Source organism: Bradyrhizobium sp. Kon69 (genome assembly GCF_055807515.1).
The window spans coordinates 1-274 of record NZ_JBVVOS010000339.1 but is presented as its reverse complement, the minus strand read 5'-3'; the positions used below and the strand labels follow the sequence as shown (position 1 = coordinate 274).

Here is a 274-nt window from a genome sequence, read left to right as displayed (position 1 = left end):
CAACGTCCAGCGCGCAATATTCGCCGTACAACGATGCGCATGTCTTGAAAGAGAACCTCTTCAAAGACAAGGTTACCCTGCCTTCCGGCGGTTATTTCAATAGTCGGGGAATGATCGAAAGAACCGATATACCAAAATTGTACCGCGCGGAGAGTACCGAGAGGGTGGAGCGGCGTGGTAGCCCGGTGACCTATGGGTTCAACGATTCCAACTTCTTCGACGGCGTAGAGAAAATGATGGATGGCGATGTGCTCATCACCTCTCGTTCCAAAGA

Annotated in this window: 1 protein-coding gene; it reads left to right on the top strand. The window is 51.5% G+C overall.

The genetic code is table 11. The features are described 5' to 3' along the window. Positions 1-274 (top strand): hypothetical protein (locus AC0L3U_RS39385; protein ID WP_473365119.1); only part of this gene is annotated, 274 nt, incomplete at both ends.